This window comes from Goodfellowiella coeruleoviolacea, assembly GCF_024171785.1.
GTDB lineage: Bacteria > Actinomycetota > Actinomycetes > Mycobacteriales > Pseudonocardiaceae > Goodfellowiella > Goodfellowiella coeruleoviolacea.
Window position 1 is genome coordinate 295,967 of the sequence record NZ_JAMTCK010000007.1, and the last position, 18,492, is coordinate 314,458.

General features: G+C 72.6%; 16 protein-coding genes and 4 tRNA genes. 9 read left to right on the top strand and 11 right to left on the bottom strand.

The window, feature by feature from the left end:
• Positions 1–238: 238 nt before the first annotated feature.
• From LX83_RS17300 to LX83_RS17315, 4 genes are all read right to left on the bottom strand, one after another.
• A complete protein-coding gene (locus tag LX83_RS17300; protein WP_253772542.1) occupies positions 239–1,222 on the bottom strand; it encodes a sigma-70 family RNA polymerase sigma factor in 984 nt (327 codons plus the stop codon).
• A 354-nt stretch (positions 1,223–1,576) separates the two neighbouring features.
• A complete protein-coding gene (locus LX83_RS17305; RefSeq protein WP_253772545.1) occupies positions 1,577–2,533 on the bottom strand; it encodes a sensor histidine kinase in 957 nt (318 codons plus the stop codon).
• Positions 2,530–5,391 (bottom strand): DEAD/DEAH box helicase, encoded by a 2,862-nt coding sequence (locus tag LX83_RS17310; protein WP_253772547.1) that lies wholly within the window; start codon positions 5,389–5,391, stop codon positions 2,530–2,532. Before LX83_RS17310 ends, LX83_RS17305 begins: the two co-directional genes overlap by 4 nt.
• Positions 5,392–5,432: 41 nt before the next feature.
• Positions 5,433–6,530, bottom strand: a complete 1,098-nt coding sequence (locus tag LX83_RS17315; protein ID WP_253772549.1) for an acyltransferase family protein — start codon at positions 6,528–6,530, stop codon at positions 5,433–5,435.
• 459 nt (positions 6,531–6,989) lie between these two features.
• Here LX83_RS17315 and LX83_RS17320 point away from each other — a divergent pair, with 459 nt between their 5' ends.
• The 3 genes from LX83_RS17320 (at position 6,990) to LX83_RS17330 (ending at position 10,364) form a co-directional block, all read left to right on the top strand.
• Positions 6,990–7,511 (top strand): DUF1360 domain-containing protein, encoded by a 522-nt coding sequence (locus LX83_RS17320; protein ID WP_253772551.1) that lies wholly within the window; start codon positions 6,990–6,992, stop codon positions 7,509–7,511.
• Between the two features lie 206 nt (positions 7,512–7,717).
• Positions 7,718–9,055 carry an aromatic amino acid lyase gene (locus tag LX83_RS17325; RefSeq protein WP_253772553.1) on the top strand — a complete coding sequence of 446 codons (1,338 nt, stop codon included), beginning with the start codon at positions 7,718–7,720 and terminating at the stop codon, positions 9,053–9,055.
• Positions 9,056–9,164: 109 nt separating this feature from the next.
• Complete coding sequence (locus LX83_RS17330; protein ID WP_253772555.1) at positions 9,165–10,364, top strand: carboxylate-amine ligase; 1,200 nt, start codon at positions 9,165–9,167, stop codon at positions 10,362–10,364.
• Between the two features lie 31 nt (positions 10,365–10,395).
• Here the strand turns inward: LX83_RS17330 and LX83_RS17335 are convergent, their stop codons facing one another.
• On the bottom strand, positions 10,396–10,788 hold the full coding sequence (locus tag LX83_RS17335; protein ID WP_253772557.1) for a hypothetical protein: 393 nt from the start codon (positions 10,786–10,788) through the stop codon (positions 10,396–10,398).
• A 156-nt stretch (positions 10,789–10,944) separates the two neighbouring features.
• Here LX83_RS17335 and LX83_RS17340 point away from each other — a divergent pair, with 156 nt between their 5' ends.
• A complete protein-coding gene (locus tag LX83_RS17340; RefSeq protein ID WP_253772802.1) occupies positions 10,945–11,967 on the top strand; it encodes a PHP domain-containing protein in 1,023 nt (340 codons plus the stop codon).
• A gap of 158 nt (positions 11,968–12,125) precedes the next feature.
• Positions 12,126–13,145: an SGNH/GDSL hydrolase family protein gene (locus tag LX83_RS17345; protein WP_253772559.1), complete on the top strand. Its 1,020-nt coding sequence runs from the start codon at positions 12,126–12,128 to the stop codon at positions 13,143–13,145.
• 19 nt (positions 13,146–13,164) lie between these two features.
• On the opposite strand, the gene LX83_RS17350 is transcribed toward LX83_RS17345, so the two are convergent.
• The 5 genes from LX83_RS17350 to LX83_RS17370 all read right to left on the bottom strand — a co-directional run bounded on the left by LX83_RS17350 (position 13,165) and on the right by LX83_RS17370 (position 16,217).
• Positions 13,165–13,827 carry an O-methyltransferase gene (locus LX83_RS17350; protein WP_253772561.1) on the bottom strand — a complete coding sequence of 221 codons (663 nt, stop codon included), beginning with the start codon at positions 13,825–13,827 and terminating at the stop codon, positions 13,165–13,167.
• Positions 13,828–13,950: 123 nt separating this feature from the next.
• Positions 13,951–14,898 carry a hypothetical protein gene (locus LX83_RS37845; RefSeq protein WP_301328365.1) on the bottom strand — a complete coding sequence of 316 codons (948 nt, stop codon included), beginning with the start codon at positions 14,896–14,898 and terminating at the stop codon, positions 13,951–13,953.
• 335 nt (positions 14,899–15,233) lie between these two features.
• Positions 15,234–15,308 (bottom strand) — tRNA-Val (locus LX83_RS17360).
• Positions 15,309–15,361: 53 nt separating this feature from the next.
• On the bottom strand, positions 15,362–15,838 hold the full coding sequence (locus tag LX83_RS17365) for a TIGR02611 family protein (RefSeq protein ID WP_253772563.1): 477 nt from the start codon (positions 15,836–15,838) through the stop codon (positions 15,362–15,364).
• Positions 15,839–16,028: 190 nt separating this feature from the next.
• Entirely contained in the window at positions 16,029–16,217 is a 189-nt protein-coding gene (locus LX83_RS17370; protein WP_253772565.1) for a hypothetical protein, read from the bottom strand.
• A 149-nt stretch (positions 16,218–16,366) separates the two neighbouring features.
• Between LX83_RS17370 and LX83_RS17375 the strand changes: the two genes are divergently transcribed.
• The 4 genes from LX83_RS17375 (at position 16,367) to LX83_RS17390 (ending at position 17,224) form a co-directional block, all read left to right on the top strand.
• The gene (locus tag LX83_RS17375; RefSeq protein WP_253772568.1) at positions 16,367–16,792 is read left to right on the top strand and encodes an SsgA family sporulation/cell division regulator; all 426 of its coding nucleotides are present in this window, start codon (positions 16,367–16,369) and stop codon (positions 16,790–16,792) included.
• A 156-nt stretch (positions 16,793–16,948) separates the two neighbouring features.
• Positions 16,949–17,021, top strand: a tRNA-Gly gene (locus LX83_RS17380).
• Between the two features lie 55 nt (positions 17,022–17,076).
• A tRNA-Cys gene (locus LX83_RS17385) sits at positions 17,077–17,148 on the top strand.
• Position 17,149: 1 nt separating this feature from the next.
• Positions 17,150–17,224: transfer RNA gene (locus LX83_RS17390), tRNA-Val, on the top strand.
• A gap of 14 nt (positions 17,225–17,238) precedes the next feature.
• Here the strand turns inward: LX83_RS17390 and LX83_RS17395 are convergent.
• Positions 17,239–18,480, bottom strand: coding sequence for a tyrosine-type recombinase/integrase (locus tag LX83_RS17395; protein WP_253772570.1), 1,242 nt, complete (start codon positions 18,478–18,480; stop codon positions 17,239–17,241).
• Positions 18,481–18,492 lie beyond the last annotated feature (12 nt).

Below are 18,492 nucleotides of genomic sequence, written 5' to 3' on the forward strand. Positions count from 1 at the left end.
TCCGCGCGGAGCCGACCTTGCACGGACAGTGCATACCCTACTTGGTGCCCGGGGCACCCAGTTAGGCAGCGATCGGCAGCGGCCCCGGTGATCACCGCCCGGCACGCGCCGGCCACCGGCGGCGACCGCCGAGAACACGACGACCCCGGACGCCGGGGGTCGACGTCCGGGGTCGGTGGTGGTGTGGTGGGGCGGCGGGGGCGGATCGGGCGCGGCGCGCCGGACCGCGGCCCTCGGCTCAGCTGGCCCAGGCGAGCAGCCGCTCGTGGCGGCGCGGCTCGCGCAGCTGGCGCAGCGCGTCCTTCTCCAACTGGCGGATGCGCTCCCGGGTCAGGTTGAGGTGGCTGGCCACCTCCTGCAGGGTGCGGGGCCGGCCGTCGACCAGCCCGTAGCGCAGCGTCATGATCAGCGCCTCGCGCTCGGGCAGCTCGTCGACCACCGCGCGCAGCTCCTCGGCCATGGCCCGGTGCTCGATCATCTCGGCGGCGGAGAACTCGTTGTCGTCGCGCAGCAGATCACCGAGACGGCTGTCGCCCTCGGCGCCCAGCGGCGTGTCCAGGCTGACCACCTCCCGCGACGCCCTGCGCAGCTCGGCCACCCGGTGTGCCGGCATCTTGGCGGCCTCGGCCAGCTCCTCGATGGTCGGCTCGCGCTCCAGCAGCCGCTGCAGCTCGCGGTCGGACCGGTCGATCTTGGAGACCGCCTCCACCACGTGCATGGGCAGCCGGATGGGCCGGGCCTGCTCGGCGATGCCCCGCTCGATGGCCTGGCGGATCCACCACACCGCGTAGGTGGAGAACTTGTAGCCCTTGGCGTAGTCGAACTTCTCCACGGCCCGGATCAACCCCAGGTTGCCCTCCTGGACCACGTCGTGGAAGGGCACCCCGCGCCGGGTGTGCTTCTTGGCCACCGAGATCACCAGCCGCAGGTTGGCCCTGGTCATGTGCTCCTTGGCCCGCCGGCCGTCCCGCTCGACGGCGCGCAGCTCGCCGAGCAGCCGCCCGTCCGGACTCCAGTCGGTCTCGGCCGCCTGGCGCAGCAGCTCGGCCGCGTACACGCCGGCTTCGATCCGCTTGGCGAGGTTGACCTCCTCCTGCGCGGTCAGCAGCGGAGTCGCCCCGATCTGGTCCATGTAGTAACGCATCAGGTCGGGCTCGTCGTGCGTGCCCTGGGGCTGGCTGCGCTTGCCGACGAACGTTCGCCTCGCGGTGGTCAACCTCATCCCTCCCTACCTCAGCGCGGGAAACACACGCTGGTGTCGGCCCACCGCGCCGCGCCGCAGGCGGGCTGGGCAGAGCCGGGTCGCTGATTGCACTGCTTGCACTGCGCCAGGGCGGCACCGGTCCGTGACGGAGGTTCCCGGGACGGGGGGTCGGGGTGCGCGCGGCCACTGGCGACGACTGGCCCGAGGGCCGTACCCCGTTCAACGACTCGGCTGGCCGGATCATTCCGGCCGGGTCACCGCCGGTGGGGTGGCTGTGCCAGGCGAGAGGTGCAACGCCGGGACCGGGCCGGGCTATTCCAGGGGTGGCGGGGCTGTTGCCGGGGGGAGGCGGTTGGGGAAGCGGGCCGGGGCTCAGCCCACCGCCAGGGAGAGATAGACCCGGACCGTGGTGCCGCCCGCGTCACTGTGGATCCGCACCAGGTCGGTGAGCCGGTTCACCAGGATCAGCCCGTACCCGCCGTTGCCGGTGTGCGCCGGGGGGATGCGGCCGGCCAGCGGGTTGGTCAGCCGGCCGGTGTCGTACACCTCGCACACCACGGTGTCGGCCTCCCGCCAGACCCGCAGCCGGCCCCGGCCGGGGCCGTGCGTGATGCTGTTCGTGGCCAGCTCGTTGACCACCAGCACCACGTCGTCCACCCGCTCGGCGCTCAGCCCGGCCGCCACGCTGCGCTCGGCGGCCAGCCGGCGCACCCCGGCCAGGCCGGTGATGTCGAAGTCCAGGCTCGCCGCCGACGGTGGGGCCGCGGCCAGCGGCCGGTTGAACCGCTCGGCCACCAGCACCGGGTCGTCGTAGCTGGCGCTGGTCCACCGGTGCTCGCGGTCGAACAGCACCGGGTGGGTGAGTTCGGCGTCGGCCAGCACCTCGGGGGTCAGCCTGGTCGCGTCGTAGGGGCACAGGATCGCGGTGGGCCGCCCGGCGAACGCGGCGTTGATCAGTGCCTCGTGCTGCACGCAGGCCGGGTACTCCACGGCGGACCGGCCGGCCCAGATGGGCTCGCCGATGATCCGGACCCGGCTGTCCGGCCGGGTGGCCGCGAAGTCGAGCAGCACGCACGGGATGATCGCGCCCGGGTTGCGGCCGGCCTCGGTCATGTTCAGGAACCGGACCCGGCTGGCGTGCTCGCCCAGGCTGGCCCGCAGCAGCTCGACGTTGGCGGCCGGGACCGACACCAGCACCGGCTCGCCCGCGGCCAGGCCCGCCTCGACAAAGGGCAGGGTGCCCGCGACGAACTCGGCCGCGTCGCGGTACAGCAGGGCCTCGTGCACGAACGGGTCGGGGGCGGGGCTGCTGGCGGTCACTGCACTCATCGTGTTCCCGGGATCTCTCGGGCTGGGGAGTTCGCGGCCGGTGAGCTGCCGGGCGAAGCGAGGTCGGACCTGGACCAGGGTACGTCGACCGGGTGACGGTCCTCGGGCGCCGAGCCGATCCGGGTGTACTCGGTCAGCCAGCCGGTGGCCAGGTAGTCGCCCCGCCAGGTGAACACCGCCGCGCCGGTGGGGCCGCTGCCCTCGGGAAACCGCGCCACGGCCGAGCCGCCGCGCAGCGGGACGAGCGCGTGCTGGCGGCCGGTCCACACGGCCAGCACCGCGCCGGCCGGCCCGGTCGCGGTGACGGCGTGGTCGTCCTGCTGGTCGATGACCACCCCGGTGGCCCGGTCGCGCAGCAGCGCGGCGTAGCCGGCGGCGTCCAGGTGGCAGTGCCGGGGCTGGCCGGTGGCCGACCAGTCCGGGCTGGTCACCCCGCGTGCGGTGGCCGCGGCCCAGAGCGCGGGCACGGCCGTGTCCAGCCACGCCGGGGTGGCCATCTGCTCGCACATCCACAGCAGTCGCCCGGCCCCCCTGGTCGGCTGGCAGCGCCGCCACCTGACTCGTTTGCCCAGGTCAGCGGCTACCACCGCGGCCCAGGGTGGCACCGTGCCGAGCAGGCCCTGGCAGCCGAGCCAGTGCAGGTAGCGGGGCGCCTCCTCCAGCACCGGGTACATGGTGGCGTAGGGCACCCCGCCGATCAGCCGGGCGCGGGCGTGGAACGCGCCCGGGGTGTTGGCCAGCACCAGCAGGGTGGCCCTGGCCAGATCGCCCGGCGCGTAGGAGGCCAGCCCCGCCTCGACGCCCGTGCCTCGGGACTGGTCGGCCAGCGCGCCCAGGCGGCCGTCAACGGCCAGCAGCCGGGTGACCGCGCCCTTGTGCTCCTCCCCGATCGGCGCCTGGACCAGCTTCGGCACCAGCGTGGCGACCAGGGCGATCAGGGTGCGCTCGGCATCGGCGGGCGCACCCGGCAGCGCGGCGTTGGCCAGCGCGGTGCGCAGCCGGTGGCCGATCGTGGTGGACACCATCAGCCGGGCGGTCAGCACGCCCAGCTCGGTGGGGGCGAACCGGGAGCGGCCGTCCTCGTCCTGGCCCACGGTGAGGTAGCCGGCCGCCACCAGGAAGGCGATGGCCTGCCGCAGCGGCGCCAGGCTGCGGTTGCCCTGGTGGTGGGCCAGGGTCCGCACCCACCACTGCTCGGCCTGGTCGGGCGAGTGGATGCGCCGCTGCACCGCCTCGGCCAGCACGTGGTCGGCCAGGCTGGACTGGATCTGCGAGCTGACCGCGTGCCCGGCCACCAGCTTGGCCTGCCAGGCGGCCCGCTCGGTCTCGTCGACGATGAGGAACGCCCAGCCCTCGGCCTCGCCGGTGCCGACCCGGCCGGCCCGGCCGAACATCTGCTGCACGGTGGCCACGTCGATGGAGTTCAACCCCACCTGGGTGTCGCGCACCACCACGGCGCGGGCCGGCAGGTTCACCCCGGCGGCCAGGGTGGAGGTGGCCACCAGCACGTCGATGTCCCTGGCCCGGAACGCCCGCTCGGCCTCCCGCCGGTGGTCCCAGCCCTTGTAGTGCAGGCCGACACCCACCGACCGGCACACCCGGTGCAGCCGGTCCAGGTCGTCGGGGTGCACGCCGTGGATGTCCGCGCCCCGGGCCGCGGCGATGATCAGCGCGGTCCGCCGCACCCCGCGCTTGCTGCCGCAGAACACCAGCACGCTGCCGTGTTCGGCGGCGACCCGGGTGGTGATGGCGCTGGCCAGCCGGGTGCGCGCGGTCTCGACCAGCCCCCAGTCGGTGCTGCTGGCGACCACCGGCAGCTGCCAGGTCAGCCGGCTCGGCCGCCACGCGATGCGCACCAGGCGGGCGCGCAGCCAGGCGGCGATCTGCTCGGCGTTGGAGACCGTCGCGGACAGCCCGACGGTGCGGATGCCCGAGCCCTCGTCGCGCACCCTGGCCAGCAGCGCCTCCAGCACCGGGCCCCTGGTGGCGTCGCCGAGCAGGTGGATCTCGTCCACGATCAGGCAACCCACCTCGGCCAGGGCCTCGCGCAGCGACGAGGCCCGGCAGATGGCCTCGAACTTCTCAGTGGTGGCCACCCACAGGTCGGCCTCGCGCACCCGGTCCACGTCCACGCTGTACTCACCGGACAGCCGCTCCACCCGCAGGCCGCGCTGCCGCCAGGTCTCCAGCTCGCGGTCCAGTTCGTCGGTGAGCGAGCGCTGCGGCACCAGCCAGGCGGCCTTGCGGCCCTGCTCGGTCACGGTGCGCAGCGCGGCGAGCATGCCGATGACCGTCTTGCCGGCGCCGGTGGGCGCCACCACCAGCAGGTTGACCGTCTCGTCCAGCACGTGCGGCACGGCCTGGGCCTGGGCCGGGTTGAGCGTGGGATGGGGCAGGAAGGTGAGCCAGTCGGCCGGCACGAGCCGCTCGGCCGGCACCGGGTGGGCGGGCACCTGGTCGACCGGCTCGTGGGTGTGCCACATCAGGTCGAAGGCGGCCATGGCCGCGGCGGCCGGCGCCCCGGACACCGGGCTGAACTCGCGGGGCACGGGCCGGGCCAGGTGACACTCGGCGGTGCCGACGGTCAACCGGCCGTCCCGGCCCACGCTGCTCACGGTCTCCTGTTCGAGCAGGTGGGGCACGAGTCGCACGGGCACGTCGTCCGCGATCAGCTTCTCCCGCAACACCGCGAACCGCTCGTCGGCGGGCAGCAGCACCCGCACGTCGGCGTCGGCCGGGATGTCGGGCAGCGGGGCGTCCGGATCGGCGATCTTCAACCAGTGCAGCCGCGCCCCGGGCGCACCCGGCTCCACCGCCGCCGGCTCGGCGTGTTCCGGTGGGGGAGGGTGCTGCGGCATCCGTCCCCCCAACCCGGCCCAACCACCTGATCAGCCCTACGCTAGCCCACCGGCGCCGCGGCGGGAGCCGGCGCCACCCCCGCCCGCCAGCGCTGGATCACCCGCTGGCCCACCCGGATCGCCGGGCGCTCCACCCAGCGGTGCAGCACGTCGGCCATGACCAGACCCACCACGGACACGGCGACCGCCTGGGCGGTGCCGTGCTCCTCCACGACCAGCCCGACCACGGCGGCGGCCAGGGTCTGCACCAGGTAGAGCGCGTAGGAGCGCTCACCGATGAAGGCCATCGGCCGGCACGCCAACACCCGCGACACCGGCCCCGGCGCCACGACCGCGACCAGCAGCAGCGCCACCGCGAGCGCGTACATCGGCACCACGCCCTGCCAGCCGTGGCCGATGGCCGCGGCCGCCGGCTTCACGCTGAAGTGCGCCACCACGAACAGCACCGCGACCACGCAGGCGGTCACCGGGTGGGTCAGCGGGCGCAGCGCGGCGAACCCCCTGGGGTGGTGCAGCACCATCGCCAGCATGCAGCCGACCAGCACGGACACGTAGTGCAGCGGGAACTGCGCCCAGTGCGCGTCCACGGTCAGCCAGATGACCAGCAGCAGGACGGTCGACCCGAGGGTGATGCCCATCCGCCGGGCCCACGACCCGGGCGCGGCCACCGAGGTGAGCACGAACAGCAGCGGCCAGACCAGGTAGAACTTCTGCTCCACGCCCAGCGACCAGGAGACCCCGAACGGGCTGCCGCTGGTGTACAGCTCGTTGCCGAACAACAGGTAGAACGGCAGGGCACTGCTCATCCCGCTGCTGGTGAAGGTGCCCTCGCCCAGGGTGACCACCACGGTCACCGCCAACAGCAGGAAGTACACCGGCATGATCCGGAACGCGCGGCGGGTGTAGAAGGCGCGCAGCCACACCCGGCCGGTCCGCTGCTCCTCGCGCAGCGCCAGCGTGGTGATCAGGAAGCCGGACAGCACGAAGAACATCTGCACCCCGATCCAGCCCTGGAGCCCGTCCCAGGCGCGGCCACCGAAGTGGAAGAACACCACCGCCAGGGCGGCCAAGGCGCGCAGCCCGTCCAGCCCGGGAAACCGGCGTGTCGCCAGGTAGTCCGCGTGGGTGAGCGATGTCATAGTGCGCAGCCTCCAGGACGTGGTCGCCCCCGTCAGCGGGTTGACCAGCGGGTAGCTCGGTTCGACAACAGGTGGTTCGGCGGTGTCCCCAGGACAGCCCGTTCTACCGGAAGACGCACGGGCCCGTCCCCGTGTTGCGTGCGAAAGGGCGGCAATCCACATCGAACCGACGCGGGGCCGGTTGACGGTCCCGGTGACAGCGGTGCGGCCGGCACGGGCAGCGGAAAACCTGCCTACCTCGGGCTGGCGGTCCGTCCACCCGCGCCGCAACGCGGGCGCGGACCGGACGGTGCGAGGCGAGCGGACGTCTGCCAGGCTGAGCAACGCATGGGTGGCACAATCGCCGAAAGCCCCCACCACAGGCAAATCCGGCTCGTCCGACCGTTCCGGTTTGATCTCCGCCGACCCGCGGGTAGTCCGGGGAGGACGGAGAGCGGCCACGTGATGGGGTGAGCGCGGATGAGCGGCAACGGAACCGGCGCGAGCGGCATCGAACGGGAGGCGGCCACCTACCGGGGCTCGGCCGACCGTCCACTCGGGGGTTACGTCCTGGTCATGGGCGTGTTCGCGGCACTGGTCAGCGCGGCGGTCGGCCTGGCGGCGGCCACCGGGCGCCGGGCACCGACCCGGTTGCGCCCGCTCGACCTGATCACCCTGGCACTGGGCACGCACAAACTGTCCCGACTGGTCAGCAAGGACGCGGTCACCAGTCCGCTGCGCGCGCCGTTCACCCGCTACCAGGGCACCGGCGGGCCGGCCGAGGTGATGGAGGAGCCGCGCACCAGCAGCCCGCTCCGCCACGCCCTCGGTGAACTGCTCACCTGTCCGTTCTGCCTGGACCTGTGGGTGGCCACCGGATTCGCCGTCGGCATGGTCTTCGCGCCCCGGGTGACCCGGCTGGTCATGGGCACCTTCGGCGCGCTGGCCGGCGCCGACTTCCTGCAACTCGCCTACGCCAGGGTGCAGCAGGCAGCCGAGTAGCCGACCCCGGCGTGGCCACCGCGCCGGTTCGTCCACTGTGGCCGTCGGGCGCGCCGGGACCGTCTGTGTCCACTGTGGAGGAGGGCGGGCATTCCGCGCGGTGGACGGACGCACCGGGGTGTCCACTGTGCTGTGGCAGGGGCCGCCACCAGCACTTACCATGGCGCGGCAACGAGGTTGGGGGCACCCACCCAGGGAAGTGGTCCATGGCCAACACCCCGGTCAGCCAGCGGCGGGACCTGGTACTCGGTGCGGCGCCACTGACTCCGTCGACCGTGGCCCGGATCGCCGACGCGATCACGCCCGTCACCCTCCGCCCGCCGCCCTCGGCATCCCGCCCCTACGCCGCCGCCCCCGTGCCGCCGCCCCCGCCCTGTCCACCGTGCCCGGACGGCGCGGCCGAACCGGTACCGCGACCGGGGGCGCTGACCCCGCCGGAGGTGGTGCGGGCCGTCCTGCTCGTCCGGGCCCAGCGGCTGTGCCTGGCCGCCGGCCGGGTCCGGCCGGAACTGCTCGACCTGCTGCTGGCCTGCCTGAACCACGACATCCTGCCGGCCGTCCCCCGGCCCGGTGCCGGTGCGGCGCCCGCGTCCGGGACGGCCGACTGGCTGGTGGGGCTGCTCGCCGGGCAGGGCCGGGTGTGGCACGGCGACGGCGTCCGGCCGGCCGGGCAGGTGCTGCACGAGCGCGGGCTGCGCGCGTGCGTGCCGGACCCCGGCGAGCGGCGCCTGCTGGCCACCCCCGCCGACGCGACCGAGCCGGGCTACGCGCTGCTGGCCGCGCACCGGGCCGCCGAACTGGCCGCGGTGACCCGGCTGTGCGCGGCGCTGGTCACGGAGACGATTCAGCCGCCGCGCACTGGGTACGTACCCCGCGTGCAGGACCACAGGCACCGATCCGGTGAATTCGTTCCGCCGCCACTCGCGGCCGACCAGGCGGGAGCACGGGAGGTGGCCGCGGCCGCGGCCGGCCCGGCCGACGCGCTGCGCGCCGCCGCGGCCAGCGCCGACCAGTGGCTGGCCGCCCAGCTCACCGCCCCGGACCAGGGCGACGCCCCGGCCAGGGCGGCACCCCGACCCCCGCGCGGCACCCCGGCGCCGACCTGGCCGGACGGCGGGCCGAGGTTGCGCGCGCTGACCCGCGCCGCCCGCCAGGTCGGTGCGCTGCTGGCGGGCTGGGCGGCCCGCGCCGACCAGAACCCGGCCAGCGGCACCCGCACGACCTGCGGCGCGCTGCTGGCCGAGGCGGACAGGTGCGGCACAGCCGACCGGCCCCCGGCCGAGGCGGCGTTCCGGGCGGTCGCCCTGGTCGAGGACGTGGCCGCGATCCAGCTGCTGGTGCTGTGCCAGCTCGGCGCGCCACGCCCGGAGCGGGCGCCGGCAGGGCCTGCGGCCACCGGGCCGGCCCGCCGGCTGGTCGCCGCGCACGCCCTCGGCCACCACCGGGAGCGCACCCTGGCCGAGGCGCTCGATCCCGTCGTCCGACTGATTCGGACTGGTGCCCTGCGTTCCGTGTGCGACAGTGGTGGTGACGTCGCTGTCTGAGCCGGGCCGCACTCCGCGTCCGTCTGGACGGCGCCCGGCTCTCCGACCTCGATATCAGCCACCCCAACTGTTCGCCTGCACGTGATCGGCGTCCGGAAGGGAAGCATCAGTGTCCCGGCAGACTCGTAGTACCCCCGCGGTCTCCGCTGCCACGGCCCAGGGCCTGACCCTGGGCGTGGAGGAGGAGTTCCTGCTGCTCGATCCCACGTCCATGCACCCGCTGCCGATCGGCCGCCAGGTGCTCGCCAGGACCGGCGGTGACGCCGCCGACGGCCCGCGCCTGACCGGCGAGCTGTGGCAGACCCAGGTCGAGTCGATCACCGGCGTGTGCACCGACCTGCGCGGCCTGCGCGCCCACCTGACCGCCGGTCGGGCCAGGCTGGCCGCTGCCGCGCGCGCCGAAGGCGCCCACCTGGTGTCGGTCGGCCAGCCGCTGGTGCGCGACACCGCCCCGATGATCGCCGACAGCGCGCACTACGCCGGCATGCGCGCGCTCTACCACGCCAACCTGACCGAGGACGAGATGTGCGGCACCCACGTGCACGTCGGCGTCCCCGACCGGGAGACCGGCGTGGCCGTGCTGAACTTCCTCACCCCGTGGCTGCCGACCCTGCTGGCGCTGACCACGAACTCGCCCTACCGCCGCGGCTTCGACACCGGCTTCCACAGCTGGCGCATGGTGGCCTACACCGCGCTGCCCGCCGCGGGCATGCCCCCGTGGTTCGCCTCCGCCGCCGACTACGACGCGGACGCGGCCCGGCTGGCCGAGTGCGGGGTGTGGAAGAGCGGCCACGGCGGGCTGCGGGTGGCCCGGCTCTCCGCCCACCTGCCCACCGTGGAGGTCCGGGTCGCCGACGCCTGCGCCACCATCGACGACGCCGTGCTCTACGCCGGACTGGTCCGCGCGCTGGTGCGCACCGCGCTGACCGAACTGCGGGCCGGCCGCACGGCCCAGCCGCTGGACCCGCAGGTCACCGAGGCGGCACTGTGGTCGGCCGCCCGCTTCGGCCTGCACGGACCGGGCATCGACCCGTGGCAGGCCAGGCAGGTGCCCGCGGTCCAGCTGGTCGACGACCTCACCCGGCTGGTCCGGGACGCGCTGACCGAGCTGGGCGACACCGAGGTCATCCACCCGCTGCTCAAGCGGGCCGTGCGGGACGGCACCAGCGCGTCCCAGCAGCGGGCCGCAGCCAGGACGGGTGGCCTGCCGGCCGTGCTGAACCTGCTCACCACCCAGACCCTGGCCGGCGTGCCGGCCGTGCCCGAGCAGGCCAGCACCGCCCTGCAGGGACAGCCCCAGGTGCTGTGAGCCGGAGGCGGACCCGGCAGGCGGGCCCCGCCTAGTAGTCGTCCCTGCCGAAGAACTGCTCCTCCAGCAGGTCGGCCGAGCCGGCGATCAGCGACAGCGGGTCGACGAACTCGTTGATGTCCAGATTCTCCAGCGGCAGGGAGTGCCGGATGACGAGGTGCTCACCCATGACGGCCGCGCCACCGGCCACGGTGCTGCGCCCCACCTCGGCCAGGAACGCGGCCAGGTCGACCCGGCTGACCAGCCCGATCGGCGAGGCGATCTGCACCCACTCGTAGCGGTTGTCGAGCACCTCGCGGGCCAGCACGATCACCTGGCTGCGCTCGTCGTCGAACTCGAACAGCAGCCGGATCTCGTCGGCCTCCTCCTTGATCACCTGGTACTCGGACTTCACGAACGCCACCAGGTCACGCCACGTCGCCATCACGGTCCTTCGCCAAGGTCGGGCCAGCAGTTGTGATCACCGTGCCCGAGCGAACCAGCCGCCCCGGCCGGCCACAAGCCCCGTTCCGCGGGATTCCCGGTCGCCCCACCCCGGCTCGCGCTGCGGGCCGGGGCGTCCTCGGGTAGGACGGTGCACGTGGACGCCGCCGCGGCACTGCGCCAGGTCGCCTTCCAACTGGAGCGAGCCGGTGAACCCACCTACCGGGTTCACGCGTTCCGCCGCGCCGCCAGCACCATCGCCGGCCTGTCCACCGAGGAGCTGCGCGACCGGGTCAACCGGGGCACGCTCACCGACCTGCCCGGCATCGGCCGCAGCACCGGCGAGGTGATCGCCGAGGCGGTGCGGGGCCGACAACCCAGCTACCTGACCCGCCTGCTGGAACGCGCCGAGGCCGGGGCGGTGTCCGGCGGGCAGGCGCTGCGGGCCGCGCTGCGCGGCGACTGCCACACCCACTCCGACTGGTCCGACGGCGGCAGCCCCATCGAGGAGATGGCCGAGGCCGCCCGCGACCTGGGCCACGAGTGGCTGGCGCTCACCGACCACTCGCCGCGGCTGACCATCGCCAACGGCCTGTCCGCCGACCGACTGCGCGCACAGCTGGACGTGGTGGCCCGCTGCAACGCCGAGCTGGCCCCGTTCCGCATCCTCACCGGCATCGAGGTGGACATCCTCGCCGACGGCAGCCTCGACCAGGACCCCGACCTGCTGAGCCGCCTCGACGTGGTGGTGGCGAGCGTGCACTCGCAGCTGCGGATGCCGGCGCCGGCCATGACCCGGCGGATGCGCACCGCCGTGGCCAACCCGGACGTGGACGTGCTCGGCCACTGCACCGGCCGGATCGTCACCGGCCGGCGCCGGCCCGAGTCCACCTTCGACGCCGAGGCCGTGTTCGCGGCGTGCCAGGAGCACGGCGTGGCCGTGGAGATCAACTCCCGGCCGGACCGGCTGGACCCGCCCCGCCGGCTGCTCCGCCTCGCCGCGGACCTCGGCTGCGTGTTCACCGTGGACAGCGACGCGCACGCCCCCGGCCAGCTGGACTGGATCGGCTTCGGCTGCGCCAGGGCCGAGGAGTGCGGGATCACCGCCGAGCGGGTGCTGAACACCCGGGCGCTGGCCGACCTGCTCGACTGGACCGGGCGGCACGGCCCGGCGCGGTGAACCCGGACGGCCGTTGCCCCCGCCGGCCACACCTGCTTTCGTTGGAGGCCCGAACACCCCCCGGTGTTCGGGTGCCCGTTCCAGACCAGGTGACTGCGGCCAGACAGTCGGACCACGCACGGGTGGGTCAGCGCGCCCACCCGGCCGAGGAGATCCGAATGTCGTCGGTACCCGCACCCACCACCCGCCGCCGCGGCCTGCTGCTGATCCTGGGCCTGCTCGCCGGCCTGGGCGTGCTCAGCCCGCCACCCGCCGCCCACGCCGCCGAGCACGGCTCGGTGACCGACCCCAACATCGTGTACGTGGGCCGGTGGGACACCAGCTCCGGCACCGCCTACGTGCCCAACTGGACCGGGGCCTACCTGCTGACCGGGTTCACCGGAACCAGCGTCACGCTGCGGGCCCGCGACGCGGTGAACATCTACGTCAGCATCGACGGCGGCGCGGACGTGTTCTTCGCCGGCGTGAAGGGCGACGTCAACCTCACCCCGACCAGGCTGCCGGCCGGCACCCACTCGCTGCGCGTCGGCTACCGCTCCGGCGACACGGTGTTCCAGGGCCTGCTGCTCGACGCCGGGGCGCAGACGGTGCGCCCGCGGGTGTCCGACAAGCTCGTCGAGTTCGTCGGCGACTCCATCACCGCCGGCTACCTGACCAGCAAGCTCGCCCAGTCCGCCTACGGCTGGGTGCTGGGGGAGAAGCTGGGTGTGCGGCACACCCAGATCGCCCGCGCCGGCTACTGCCTGGTCGCCCAGTCCGGCTGCGTCGGCCAGCGGGACCAGTTCTTCCGGCTGGCCAGCACCGGCACCACACCCTGGGACTTCTCCCGCTACCAGGCCAGCGCGGTGGTGCTCAACCTGGGCACCAACGACATCGGCCACGGCGTCACCGGTGCCACCTTCCAGGCCAACTACACGGCCCTGCTCCGCGACATCCGCGCCAGGTACCCGAGCGCGGCGATCTTCGTGCTGGAAACCCTCAAACAGCGCTACGTCGCGGAGACCCGGGCCGCGGTGGCCGCGGTGACCAACGCCGGCGACCGCGGCGTCCACTACGTCAACACCGAGGGCTGGCTGACCCCGGGCACCGACTACGTCGACGGCGACGGCCACCCCAACGACGCCGGCCACGTCAAGCTCGCCGAACGCCTCGCCCCGATCGTCGCGGCCCGGATCTGACCGCGGCGCCCCAGCACGCTCAGCGCTTGCGGGCGATGGTCACCCCGTCGGCCAGCGTCAGCATGACCAGCTCCACCCGGTCGTCGGCCCGGACGTGCTCGTTGAACCGGCGGACCGCCGCCCCGTTCTCGGACGGGGTGGCGGTCACCACCTCGCCGCCGTAGAGCACGTTGTCCACCACCAGCAGCCCGCCCGACCGCACCCGGGGCACCAGTTCCTCCCAGTACCGGATGTAGTTCTGCTTGTCCGCGTCGATGAAGGCCAGATCGATCGGGGGCTCGTGCGGCAGCGCGCGCAGCGTGTCCTCGGCCGGGGCCACGCGCAGGTCGATCCGGTCGGCCACCCCCGCCTCGGCCCACGCGGTGCGCGCGATGGCCGTCCACTCCTGGGAGATGTCGCAGGTGAGCACGGTGCCGCCGGGCGCGAGACCCCGGGCGAGGCAGAGCGTGCCGTACCCGGTGAAGGCACCGATCTCCACCACGAACCGGGCATCGACCAGCCGGGTGAGCAGGGTGAGCAGCGCACCCAGCTCCGGGGGAATCTGCATCCTCGCCACCTCGTGGGGCAACTCGTTGGTGCACCCGATCAGCCCGCGCGCCACCGGGTCGAGCGGGCTGCCGTGGTCCACGGTGTAGGCGTGCAGCTGCGGGGTGAGCGGGACGCTCTTGAGCCGCAGATCCATCTCGTGCCCTTTCTCCCGTGCGATGCGGGCCCACCGGCCGATCCCCGCCCCCACCGGCCTCAGCCCCGCCAGATCCCCGCCGCGCCAGGCCTCAGCCCCGTCGGTCCCCAGCCCCGCCGGTCCTCAACCCCGCCGGGACGCGGCCACCGGCTGCCGGTCGGCGTGCCGCACCACCCGTTCGGCCAGCTCGGCCAGGTCGGTGCCGGCCTGCTCCTCCACCCGCCGAACCAGCTGGGCGCTGTCCTCGGCCGAGGCGGACACGGCGGGCCCGCCGTAGTACAACCCGTGCGTGGCCAGGTCCACACAGGCCTGGCCGACCCGCCGGACCAGCTGCGCGCGCAGCGTGCGGTGGCACACCGGCCGGCGCCGGACCCGGAAGAACCGGTCGTACATCCGGTGCTCCTCGGCCGAGGGCCGCTGACCCGGCCGCCGGTCGGCCTTGCGCAGCAGCGACTCCCCGTCGGGCACCAGGGCCCTGGCCACCGCCATGTGCACCCGCTGGTTGGCCTTGAACGCGGACATCAGCTCGCGGGCGGCACCGGTAGGGCACTCCCGCCGCACCCGGTGCAGCAGGCTCAGCACCGGCCGGTGGTCGGGCGCCCACTCGCCGCTGAACGCCGGGTGGCAGGACATCATCTCCGGCCGCAGCGAGTCGTGGTACACCCCGGGCGGACAGCTGCCCGAGTACAGCAGCAGCACCGAGTAGACGCCGAACAGCTCGCCCGCCTCGTGACAGGCCGAGGCGGCCTGGTCCGGGTGGTCGAGCGCGCTGGCCATGGCATCGGTCAACAGCCGCCACACCACGAACGTGCTCTGGTGACCGACCAGCCACCGGTAGCGCGCCAGCTCCTGGGTGTCCCGAGGCGGTCGCAGCAGCGCCGGCGGCCCGCTCCCGGCCTGGCTCTGGTCCACCAGGCCCAGGTAGTCGTCAAAGGGCTGCGCGCACGGCCCCGACCCGGAAGCGCAGTCGACGACCGGGCCCGCCGGCTCCGGCAGCCACACCTCGGTCACCGCCCCGTACCTGCTCGGCTGGGGCTCCGACTGACAGCGGTAGCGCGGCTGACCGGTCACGACGCCCTCCCGGAGCCACCGGGGGTCAGCGGTGTTCCGGGCACCGGTCTGGTGTCCGCCCCGATTGCGGAACCGGACACCGCGGCGCGGTCAGCAGACGGCGACACATCAGACGGGGACACGTCAACTGGCATACAAGGCGTCATTGCCCCCTGGTACCCACGGCCGCTCCGGGCATGCCCACCGCTCCGGTCCGGATGCTCACACCTGACCAGCCACCATGACCCAACTCACACCGAGCCCCACCCGCCCCGCCTGGCCAGCACCCGTGCCCCCACACACCAACACCCGAACACAACGAAGGCCCCCGACCGTGCTGGTCAGGGGCCTTCGGATGGTGGGCGATACTGGGATCGAACCAGTGACCTCTTCGGTGTGAACGAAGCGCTCTCCCGCTGAGCTAATCGCCCGGTGTTCTGTTGTTCGCTCCGCTCTCTTGCGGTGCGACGCATACATTACATGATCACCCGCCAGATGCAAAAAACGGGGACCCCAACCACGGCAGGTCGAGCCCGAACCAGCCTGCGACCAGGCCAAACACGTTCAGTGCCCAGAGCGTGGCGAGCACCACCAACCCGGTGAGGGCGAGCACGAGCAGGCGGACGGCGAGGTGTTGGCGGCGCAGCCAGTCGGCCCATCCGTCGTAGTAGCGCTTGGCCGTGCGCAGCACCCGGCCCGCCCAGGCGAACTCGGTGGCCAGGATCGCCAGGCCCGCGAACACCACCAGCCAGCCGGGGCCGGGGTAGGGGATCAGCACCACGCCCAGGAGCAGCACCAGGGTGCCGGCGATGCCCACGCCGATGCGGTAGGTCAGGTTCAGCGTCGGGTTGCGCCGCCAGGCCCACCGGGTGGCCCCCGGGGCTTCGGACTCGGTGGTGTCCCGCGCCTGCCCGTCCGCCGTCGAGGTGCCGGCTCGGTGCGTGGTCTCGCGCTTGGTCATCACTTCCCCTGACTGGTGTTCACGATCTGGTGGTCGCGGTCTGGCGTGCGTGGTCTGGTGTCGCGGCTCGGCGTCGTGGCGGTGGGGCAGGCCCCCCGGAACACCGTTGTAACGTCCCAGCCACCTCGATGGTTGCCGCCCCAGGTCCAGCTCGCGAGCGCGTGCTGCCCGTATTCCACGTCGGGTGTGCTCAACGGAACACGATTTCATGCTGGTCAACGCGGTCGGCGGCAACATACTGGTAGGTGGCGCAGCTCGGCCTGCCGCGGGTGTGGCAGGGGTTGATCCGATTCTTAGAAAGACGCTCAAATTCGCGTAACAGCGGTACCGGGCCGGGGTCGGAGCCACCAAGATAGGTGTCGTCGAGCACGATGAACACGGAACGGAGTGGCATCGTCGCAGTGCGAAGTAATGCTGGCCCGGATGGGTGATGTGCGGCCCTGGGGCGAGCATTCTGGACCACATCGGCGTCACAACTGAAGAGCTTGGCCGCGTCTTGGCCGGGAAGGGAGCAGAAGGGTAGCGACGATGCGCAACGATCACGTGACGCTCCGCTCAACGGCGGTTTTCGACCTGCTGGCACCGCGCACTCCGGCGGTTCCGGTTCAGGTTGAGCTGCGATATGACACAAGGGACCCCTACGCGGTGGTCGCCGCGTTCCGCACCGGGCGCGCCGGCTGGGTCGAGTGGGTGTTTGCCCGCGATCTGCTCGCCGACGGTTTGATCGCCGAAGCTGGCGACGGTGATGTCCGGATCCGCCCCGCGACCGATGACCCCGAGGTGGTCGTCGTGGAGCTGAGTTCCCCGTCCGGTCACGCCATGTTCGAGGCCTCCGCCCAGGAGCTGGCGGACTTCCTCGACCGCACCTACGACGTCGTCGTTCCCGGCAACGAGCACCTGTGGGTCGACATCGACGAGGCACTGTCCCACCTGATCTCCAATGACCTGACCTAAAAGCCCAGGTCAGGGTGCCCGTCGGGGATGAACGGGCACCCCGATTTGATCCCGGCTGCGGGCTTCCTATAGAGTTCCCTTCGCAACGAGGCAGACGAGATCGAAACCCGAAGGCCACAAGCCAACTGGTTCGAAATCTCCAAAGCCGGGAAGCATGCGGACGTAGCGCAGTTGGTAGCGCATCACCTTGCCAAGGTGAGGGTCGCGGGTTCGAGTCCCGTCGTCCGCTCGGCAACGGCCCCTCTGGTCCGGGCCAGGCTCCCAGGGATTAAGCTTGGGAAAGCGGCGGAGTGGCCGAGTGGTTTAGGCAAGGGCCTGCAAAGCCCTGTACGCGGGTTCGATTCCCGCCTCCGCCTCGGGCGATTAGCTCAGTGGGAGAGCGCTACCTTGACACGGTAGAGGTCACTGGTTCAATCCCAGTATCGCCCACCAGTTATAAACACTGGTCAGACAGCCTGCCGACGATCACCGTCGGTGGGCTGTTGATCGTTTTCGGGAGCATTCTGGGAGCAAAAGATCTTGAAGGGCTCCTGGTCGGGGTATGTGTTCTGGGAGCACTCCTCAGTAGTGTTCATCGTCACTTGCTCCCACCGACGCTGTAGACCCGCCAACAGGTCATCAATCATGACCTGTGTCACATGCGAATAAATGCCGCGCACCCCACCCAGTCGGTGCCCCAGCCGCTTCGCCTGTGCCACCTCCGGCACCCCGTCTTCGATCAGCCACGTTTTGTGCGTGTGGCGTAGGTCATGGAAATGCAGGCCCGCCAGAATCGGTCCCCAGCCGCGGCGCGGATCCCCATTCACCCGAGGCACCCACACCCGGTTCCGGAAGTTCGACCGCCGCAACAACCCGCCGTGTACCCCGGTGAAGACGTGATCGTGATCCTGCCGATCCCGGTGTTCGGCCAGCAGTGTGACGAGGAACTCGGGCAAGTGGATCGTCCGGACACTGGCCGGGGTTTTCGGCGGCCCCAACTCCACACGCCCGCCCACCTCGTGCAACGCGCCAGTCTCTGGATCCACCCTGACGGTGCCCCTGGCGAGATCCACGTTCGGCCACCGCAACCCCGCCAGCTCGCCCCACCGCATGCCGGTGTAGGCCGCCGTGGTGATGAGCAGACCATCGGTGGGTTCGCACCGTTCCACGATGCGCACCACCTGCCACGGCCGCGCATGTGGCCGCTCACGGCCTTCTGCGGTGATCCGGAGCTTGCGACAGGGGTTGGCCGGAATGAGACCCTCCTCCACGGCTTCCCCCAACACCATCGACAGCAGGGTGACCACGTCGGCGACGGTGACGTCCGCGAGTGTGCGCCGCAGTGATTTCACCCACGCCTTGACGGTGATCCTGGTGATCTCGTTCAGTGCCAGGTGACCGAACTTGGGCAGGATGTGGTTGCGGAGGTGGAAGTCGTACTTCGCCCAGGCCCCGATGCTGACGTCGTGGGCGTCCGTCCAGACCTTGACCCACTCGCCGAGCAGGGTCTGGCCCGCTCGGGGGTCAACGAAGCGTCCTCGGCGTTGGTCGGACTTGATGTCCTCCGCCCGATTGCGGGCCTCCGTGAGTGACTCGAACCCGCTTTCCGTGGCGATCGTCCGTCTGGCAGCCGCTTTTGGCTGCGTGGCGCTCGTTGTGGCAGCTGGTCCAGCATGTACGTCGTCGCCTTCGTCGCTGACATGTCCCACCAGGCTGGGCGG

What these genes read in the sequence shown, in the direction of transcription:
- LX83_RS17300 (WP_253772542.1), bottom strand. Translation starts at nt 1,222, where the DNA reads ATGAGGTTGACCACCGCGAGGCGAACGTTCGTCGGCAAGCGCAGCCAG.
- LX83_RS17305 (WP_253772545.1), bottom strand. Translation starts at nt 2,533, where the DNA reads ATGAGTGCAGTGACCGCCAGCAGCCCCGCCCCCGACCCGTTCGTGCAC.
- LX83_RS17310 (WP_253772547.1), bottom strand. Translation starts at nt 5,391, where the DNA reads ATGCCGCAGCACCCTCCCCCACCGGAACACGCCGAGCCGGCGGCGGTG.
- LX83_RS17315 (WP_253772549.1), bottom strand. Translation starts at nt 6,530, where the DNA reads ATGACATCGCTCACCCACGCGGACTACCTGGCGACACGCCGGTTTCCC.
- LX83_RS17320 (WP_253772551.1), top strand. Translation starts at nt 6,990, where the DNA reads ATGAGCGGCAACGGAACCGGCGCGAGCGGCATCGAACGGGAGGCGGCC.
- LX83_RS17325 (WP_253772553.1), top strand. Translation starts at nt 7,718, where the DNA reads ATGGCCAACACCCCGGTCAGCCAGCGGCGGGACCTGGTACTCGGTGCG.
- LX83_RS17335 (WP_253772557.1), bottom strand. Translation starts at nt 10,788, where the DNA reads ATGGCGACGTGGCGTGACCTGGTGGCGTTCGTGAAGTCCGAGTACCAG.
- LX83_RS17345 (WP_253772559.1), top strand. Translation starts at nt 12,126, where the DNA reads ATGTCGTCGGTACCCGCACCCACCACCCGCCGCCGCGGCCTGCTGCTG.
- LX83_RS17350 (WP_253772561.1), bottom strand. Translation starts at nt 13,827, where the DNA reads ATGGATCTGCGGCTCAAGAGCGTCCCGCTCACCCCGCAGCTGCACGCC.
- LX83_RS17365 (WP_253772563.1), bottom strand. Translation starts at nt 15,838, where the DNA reads ATGACCAAGCGCGAGACCACGCACCGAGCCGGCACCTCGACGGCGGAC.
- LX83_RS17375 (WP_253772568.1), top strand. Translation starts at nt 16,367, where the DNA reads ATGCGCAACGATCACGTGACGCTCCGCTCAACGGCGGTTTTCGACCTG.